Raw genomic sequence first — 5,380 nt, 5'->3', positions numbered from 1 at the left:
GATTTTAAGCATAACGGTGGAATTTATTTCGGAACAGAAAGTACGAACAATTCTTATCTGAATAATGAAAATGATACAACCGCGGACACCTACTACAAACAAGTATATGATAATATCGATAAAGAAATGATGTATGGAGTATTTTACGACCTGACATTCCCACTAGGTGCAGGAGAATTAACACCTCACATAAAGATTGATATGTCAAATAATAAGAATGAAGTCTCTTATAGCGAAGACACAAATGGAACAGAAACGACTTATGATGTTAGTTTTGATTATAAGGCCGGATTTGACTTTGCCCTGGGTGCCCGTTATTTTGTCGATCTCAGGCCATCAAATGATTGGCTTCTGTTCAGACTACAGCCGGAAACCGAATATGTTTACAGATCAGACCCATACCAAACGGGTTATTCCCGAACGGATAAATCTGTTGGTGTTTCTGTTGAAACATCTGCAGATAGAGGGATTAATAAAATCTATAGCAATGAAGTACTCCTACGACTCAAATCCGCAATGGAAATGAAACCGGAGAAGTGGTTTATCGGATTCCAGATGGGTTCTGAAATAAATCTGATGTGGAAAAAACAGATGAATGAATTCAGATTTCCAGATACCACCGATGCAGCTGGTGCTGTCACAGCAAATAATGACACAACCTTGTCTGTAAATTATATAGATTGGACATCCACCATCGATATGAGCTATGGATTTTATGTCCCCCTCCCCGATGAATACAGATTGGACTTTTCTCTCAACGGGCAAAACCTTTTTGAGTTCGAAAGCGTCGCTCTACAGCTCATCGTTCCCCTCAACTAGTTTTCCTACTGGATAATTTATACAGTTCCCGGATGCCTTTGGTGTCCGGGCTTTTTTATCTCCTTCCACTTTATCAGTTAGAGACAGAAAACCTCATTCATCTTGACGAGGCCCCTTAAAATTCGTATAAACTTACATAACATTTATGGGAACAAGAGGATCTTAAGTCTATATATTCTTTGAGAATAGATCCGCATAATCTGAAGCCGGAGAAATCCTTTCCCGGAGACAGCATACGAGGTCCCGACAGGGACCGTAGACAAGCACAAGGAGTTCAATCATGAATACACTATCACCTCTACAGAAGGCACGTTATGCCTATCAGCCCAAACTGCCTGCGGTACTGCAGGGAGACATCAAAAACATCAGCTGTGAGATGGGAGAGCCCACCGAGGCTATTTCCCATCAGGCAGAACTGAAAGGACTGTTTACCAAAACCTACGGCAATCCCATTGCCCGTTTTGTGAAGGGAAGTAATCCCAGGGCCGGCGAAAAGATCAACCTGGGAGTCATCCTCTCGGGAGGACAGGCCCCGGGCGGACACAATGTCATTGCCGGAATCTTTGACGGACTGAAAAAATCCAACCCCGAATCCAAACTCTACGGTTTCCTGGGCGGTCCCGCAGGGATTATGAATGAAAAACTTGTAGAAATTGACAATGCCATGATGGACGCCTATAGAAACACCGGAGGATTTGACATCATCGGTTCGGGCCGGGATAAACTGGAATCGGAAGCCCAGTTTGAACAGTCCCTGGCAACCTGTAGAAAATACGGCATCAGCGGTGTGGTCATCATCGGCGGTGACGACTCCAACACGAACGGAGCGGTTCTGGCCGAATACTTTGCAGCCCAGAATTCCGGTATTACCGTCATAGGTTGTCCCAAGACGATCGACGGTGACCTGAAAAATGAATTCATTGAAACATCCTTCGGTTTCGATACGGCGACAAAGACCTATTCAGAACTCATTGGAAATATCGAAAAAGATGCCAACTCTGCTAAAAAATACTGGCACTTTATCAAACTGATGGGACGAAGCGCCTCCCACATCGGTCTGGAATGCGCCCTTCAGACACAGCCCAACATCTGTATCATCTCAGAAGAGGTGGAAGCCAGGAAAATGACCCTGAAACAGGTCGTAGACCAGATTGTGGATGTGGTAGTCCAGAGATCCGCCAGAGGAATGAACTTCGGAGTCGCCCTGATTCCAGAAGGTCTGATCGAGTTTATCCCCGAAGTAGGAGCCCTGATTTCGGAACTGAATGACAAGATGGCCCAGCATGCAGACTACTTCTCCACTCTGAAGACCCTGGAAGACCAGCAGGAGTGGCTGAATCAGCAGCTCAGCAGGGATTCTTCCTATGTCTTCTCTGCCCTGCCCCGTTCTATTCAGGAACAGCTCCTGATGGACAGAGATCCCCATGGAAACGTACAGGTTTCCAGAATCGAAACCGAAAAGCTTCTGATAGAAATGGTCGGACAGAAACTGACTCAGATGAAAATGGAGGGTGACTTCAAGGGCAGTTTCAGCGCCCTGGCTCACTTCTTCGGCTACGAAGGACGCTGTGCCTTCCCCTCCAAGTTTGATTCAGACTACTGCTATACTTTAGGCTATTCTGCCTTCATCCTGATGTCTCACGGCCTCACCGGTTATATCTCCAACGTGGTTGATCTTCAGAACCCTGCAGCCCAGTGGGTTCCCGGTGGATGTCCCCTGACCATGATGATGAATATGGAACGGAGACACGGTTCGATGAAGCCGGTGATCAAGAAAGCTCTGGTAGAGCTGGAGGGAGCCCCCTTCAAAGCCTTTGCCGCACAGAGAGAGGTATGGGCCGTGGAAACAGCCTTTACCTTCCCAGGAGCCATCCAGTACTATGGACCCGATGAGGTCTGCAACCAGCCGACGGAGACCCTGAAATACGAAAAAGCTTAATTGAAAACAGTATCATATGACCCCGCCCTTCGGTGGGGTCATTGATGTCCTCCCTGGATCAGTCAAAACCCACAGGGAGGATCATCAGTCAAACGCACCGGAATCAACAACCTGCTGCATGATGTATGTCACCGTATCCATGTCCATTTCCAGAGCCCAGACATTCACCAGATCCTTTATAAATACCCAGTCTTCCAGAGCCAGGCGATTATAATCGTTGTTGTAATCCAGATGAAACAGATCCACCATATCTGAAAGCCTCTCGATGTCCTTATCTTCCACACTGTCTGACTTCAGACAGTAATCCATCAGTTCCAGAGAGAAGTCCTCCCCCTGACCGATAGACTTAACAAAGAGATCACTCAAATCATTCATGAAATCTTCGGTGCTCTCAAAATTATATTTTTTTCTCAACTGCTTACAGTTTCTTTCAAAATCACTGGTACTCATTATGGTTGCTCCCCGATGTTCCCGCATTCTCCCTGGATAATAAGGAAGAAAGAGGGTTTTTAAGAATTTGATTTTCCTACTATACTAAAAGGAAGTTATTTTGCCGAGGAGGTACTCTCTTGTCTGACTATATAAGACCCAGTTGGGATGAATATTTTATGGAAGTTTGCGAAGCCATATCCAAAAGGGCGACTTGCGACCGGGGAAGAAGCGGTTGCGTCATCGCCAAAGACAAACAGATACTCGTCACCGGTTATGTGGGTGCCCCTCCTGGACTGCCCCACTGCGATGAAGCGGGTCATCAGTTTAAGACGATGATCCACGAAGATGGACATGAGAGCCAGCATTGCGTCAGGACTGTTCATGCCGAACAGAATGCCATCTGCCAGGCAGCCAAACGGGGTGTTCCATTGGAAGGAGCCACCCTCTACTGCCGCATGACACCCTGCCGAACCTGCTGCATGCTGATTATCAGCTGTGGAATTACCAGAATCGTGTGTGAACGGAAGTATCATGCCGGTGCGGAATCGGAAGAGATGTTTAAGATGGCAGGAATTGATCTGGAATACAAATTCGAAGAAGTACAGGAATACGAGAAACAATAAAAAAAGACTGTCCCCTCAGGGATAGCCTTTTTTCAGTATTCCAGAGTCTCAGCTTTTGGGAACATGGTAGATTCTCTTTTCATGCACCTTCTGATGACGGTAGACAACGGCAATATTGCCAATGATCCGTACAAGCTGAGACTCTGTCTTTTGAACAAGCTCTTCAGCCAGTTCTTTCCTGGCTTCTTTATTGTCAACAAATTTAATCTTGATCATTTCATGATTTTCCAGCTCGGCATCCACAGCCTTGATTACAGCCTCTGTCAGGCCCTTACCACCGATCATTACAACGGGCTTTAGACTATGTGCCTTTTTTCCGAGGAAACGGCGCTGAAATCCTTTTAACGGTTCCATATAAAAAATTCTCCTGATCAACCGGTATATATTCACCCGGTTCTCTAAGCTAAAAGACTATGCCATTTTCATCGATAAAAGCATAGTCCCCAGTGTATCAGTGTAGAGAATTCAATCCAAATATACAAAGGTCTGGAACCCCTATATAATGAAGGTCCTATGAATTTACTTCTTTTGAACCCCGAGGAATGGAAAAATCCTCTCCCTTATGATGATCCCAGGTCGGTTCATATCCGCAGCATCCTCAAATCAAAAGTTTCTGACAGCCTGGATGCTGGTATAATCAACGGCCTGATGGGAAAGGCTGTCATCAGGGAAATACTGCCCGAAGGGTCCTATCTCTTTGACTTTCATGGAGAGAGGGAACCGCCTGCCCTCTGCCCTCTGACACTGATCATCGGAATTCCCCGTCCCCCCACTGCCAAAAGGCTGCTCCGGGATCTGACGGCCGCAGGGGTAGAGAGGATTTTCTTTACAGCTACGGATCTGGGAGAAAAGTCCTATCTGACCAGCCGCCTCTGGAGCCGGGAAGAGTACAAGGACGCGGTTCTGCTGGGAATGGCTCAGGGTGAATCCACGCGGATGCCTGAGATAGAAAAATTCTACTCCCTCTATAAGTGCATTGATCATCTGCCGGATGAGACTGATCTGCTGGCAATGGATAATATTAATCCTGAATTTCCCTTAAAGACATACCTGCCCCGGCAGAAACAATGCACACTGGCCATTGGCCCCGAAAGGGGATGGAGCGACAGGGAAAGAGAAATTTTTAAGGAAAGAGGCTTTACCATCGGCTCCCTGGGAAACCGGGTGCTGAGAACAGAAACGGCAGCCCATATGGGCTGTGCCCTGGTACAAGCGTCTTTGGGATATATCTGAAAACCCTTAAAGCCACTCCTGCCCTTCGAGTTCACTTTCTGATATAAAGACTTTGACAAGTTCAAAAGCCGGCTCCTCATAGGGATGATTTTTCCGGACTGCCTCGAGACATTGGGGAACCAGTTCTTCCCTGACCAGCATTTCCACTCTGAACTCTTTCACCGTCTCCAGAGTCGTCTGATTGCCCAGAACTGGATTACTTCCCGGACCCGGCTTGAACTGGCCTGTGCCCTCGCATTCCCAGCTGCATCGGCTGTAATTGCCCAGAGCACCGGCTCCCGCATCAAAGAGGGCATTCTTAAGCTTTTCTTTATCCCCGGATGGGATGAAAACA

At 46.9% G+C, this 5,380-nt stretch carries 7 protein-coding genes; 4 read left to right on the top strand and 3 right to left on the bottom strand.

What is annotated here, in order from left to right:
- Together PF479_RS09595 and PF479_RS09590 are read left to right on the top strand one after the other, a co-directional pair.
- On the top strand, positions 1 to 819 hold an 819-nt coding region (locus tag PF479_RS09595), incomplete at its 5' end, for a hypothetical protein (RefSeq protein ID WP_298005512.1).
- A 280-nt stretch (positions 820 to 1,099) separates the two neighbouring features.
- Positions 1,100 to 2,758: a diphosphate--fructose-6-phosphate 1-phosphotransferase gene (locus PF479_RS09590; protein ID WP_298005510.1), complete on the top strand. Its 1,659-nt coding sequence runs from the start codon at positions 1,100 to 1,102 to the stop codon at positions 2,756 to 2,758.
- An 84-nt stretch (positions 2,759 to 2,842) separates the two neighbouring features.
- On the opposite strand, the gene PF479_RS09585 is transcribed toward PF479_RS09590, so the two are convergent.
- Positions 2,843 to 3,208, bottom strand: coding sequence for a hypothetical protein (locus tag PF479_RS09585; RefSeq protein ID WP_298005507.1), 366 nt, complete (start codon positions 3,206 to 3,208; stop codon positions 2,843 to 2,845).
- A 119-nt stretch (positions 3,209 to 3,327) separates the two neighbouring features.
- Between PF479_RS09585 and PF479_RS09580 the strand changes: the two genes are divergently transcribed.
- A complete protein-coding gene (locus PF479_RS09580) occupies positions 3,328 to 3,813 on the top strand; it encodes a cytidine/deoxycytidylate deaminase family protein (RefSeq protein ID WP_298005505.1) in 486 nt (161 codons plus the stop codon).
- A gap of 48 nt (positions 3,814 to 3,861) precedes the next feature.
- On the opposite strand, the gene yhbY is transcribed toward PF479_RS09580, so the two are convergent.
- Entirely contained in the window at positions 3,862 to 4,167 is a 306-nt protein-coding gene (gene yhbY / locus PF479_RS09575; RefSeq protein WP_298005502.1) for a ribosome assembly RNA-binding protein YhbY, read from the bottom strand.
- A gap of 159 nt (positions 4,168 to 4,326) precedes the next feature.
- On the opposite strand from yhbY, the gene PF479_RS09570 reads away from it, so the two are divergent.
- On the top strand, positions 4,327 to 5,046 hold the full coding sequence (locus tag PF479_RS09570; RefSeq protein ID WP_298005500.1) for an RsmE family RNA methyltransferase: 720 nt from the start codon (positions 4,327 to 4,329) through the stop codon (positions 5,044 to 5,046).
- Positions 5,047 to 5,052: 6 nt separating this feature from the next.
- On the opposite strand, the gene PF479_RS09565 is transcribed toward PF479_RS09570, so the two are convergent.
- The coding region (locus PF479_RS09565; RefSeq protein ID WP_367277220.1) for an NGG1p interacting factor NIF3 at positions 5,053 to 5,380 on the bottom strand (328 nt) is incomplete at its 5' end.

The organism is Oceanispirochaeta sp. (assembly GCF_027859075.1).
GTDB lineage: Bacteria > Spirochaetota > Spirochaetia > DSM-2461 > DSM-2461 > Oceanispirochaeta.
This window is presented reverse-complemented; position numbering and strand designations above follow the sequence as displayed.

Coding starts and splice junctions, on each gene's coding strand:
- PF479_RS09590 (WP_298005510.1), top strand. CDS start 1,100: ATGAATACACTATCACCTCTACAGAAGGCACGTTATGCCTATCAGCCC.
- PF479_RS09585 (WP_298005507.1), bottom strand. CDS start 3,208: ATGAGTACCAGTGATTTTGAAAGAAACTGTAAGCAGTTGAGAAAAAAA.
- yhbY (WP_298005502.1), bottom strand. CDS start 4,167: ATGGAACCGTTAAAAGGATTTCAGCGCCGTTTCCTCGGAAAAAAGGCA.
- PF479_RS09570 (WP_298005500.1), top strand. CDS start 4,327: ATGAATTTACTTCTTTTGAACCCCGAGGAATGGAAAAATCCTCTCCCT.